The following is a 1,041-nucleotide window of genomic DNA, read 5'->3' as shown; positions in this document are numbered from 1 at the left end:
AAAGGCTGCGATCCCAGTCAATTGTTTGTGATTACGAAACCAAGGATGAAAATATAAACACACAGGGACGGTTCCCGTGTGTTACTCATGTGTTAAACTTACTTCTAGTCTTGATAAGTCTAGAAATTAGTTTTATGCCGAGAAGAGCAAGTGAAAAAAGTAGTACAGGAATATATCATGTAATGTTTAGAGGAATAAATGGACAAATAATATTTGAAGATGATCAAGATTATGAAAAATACAACACAAATTTAGAATTTTAAAAGGGATTAGTTTCGGAGTAACAAGAAGTATAGGGCACGGAAGAACTGTCCCTTTGTGTTTTTCCTTTGTGTTTGAGTAAGCGGTTGCAAATAAACTTTGGGAATTGTGAGTTATAAATGATAACACCCGACATCATTGTAAACTGCTATGCAACGCGAGGTTGACAATGGTTCGTAAATACTCTATTATATATAACATGAAGAGGAGTGATCTTATGATGGATAAAATGATGAATAAAATCATTGAAGGATATGAAATAACGAAAGAAGAAGCACTGGTATTATTTGATTTACCGTCTGTAGTATTGGCAGAAAAAGCACATGAGATTCGCATTGCATTATGTGGAGATGCTTTTGATATGTGCACCATAATAAATGGAAAGAGCGGGAAGTGTCCGGAGGATTGCAAATATTGTGCACAGTCTGCGCATTATAATACTCAGGTAGAAGTATTTCCATTGTTGAAAAAAGAAATGATTGTCAAGGATGCTTTGCGGAATGAAGAAAACGGCGTACCGCGATATTCGGTAGTGACATCCGGGAAACGTGCATCGGAAAAAGAGGTTGAAGAATTATGCGAAGTCTATAGTTCTATACGTAAAAGGAGCAATATCAAACTTTGCGCTTCCCATGGATTGCTGGGATATGAAAGTTTTTTGAAGCTGAAGGCAGCTGGAGTGGAACGGTATCACAATAATTTGGAGACGTCACGGCGACATTTCTCAAATATTTGTACAACACATACATATAAAGACAGAATCGACACCATTCAAGCATG

At 36.8% G+C, this 1,041-nt stretch carries 1 protein-coding gene and 1 pseudogene; both read left to right on the top strand.

Translation table 11 applies throughout. The features are described 5' to 3' along the window. Nucleotides 1-263 (top strand): annotated as a pseudogene (locus tag AC3AX0_RS10340) (hypothetical protein); the annotation flags it as partial. 215 nt (nucleotides 264-478) lie between these two features. Continuing rightward, the coding region (locus AC3AX0_RS10335) for a radical SAM protein (RefSeq protein WP_487550212.1) at nucleotides 479-1,041 on the top strand (563 nt) is incomplete at its 3' end.

The sequence above is a fragment of the Dethiosulfatibacter sp. genome (assembly GCF_983023055.1).
The sequence above is the reverse complement of the archived record's forward strand: the minus strand, read 5'-3'. Positions and strand labels throughout refer to the sequence as shown.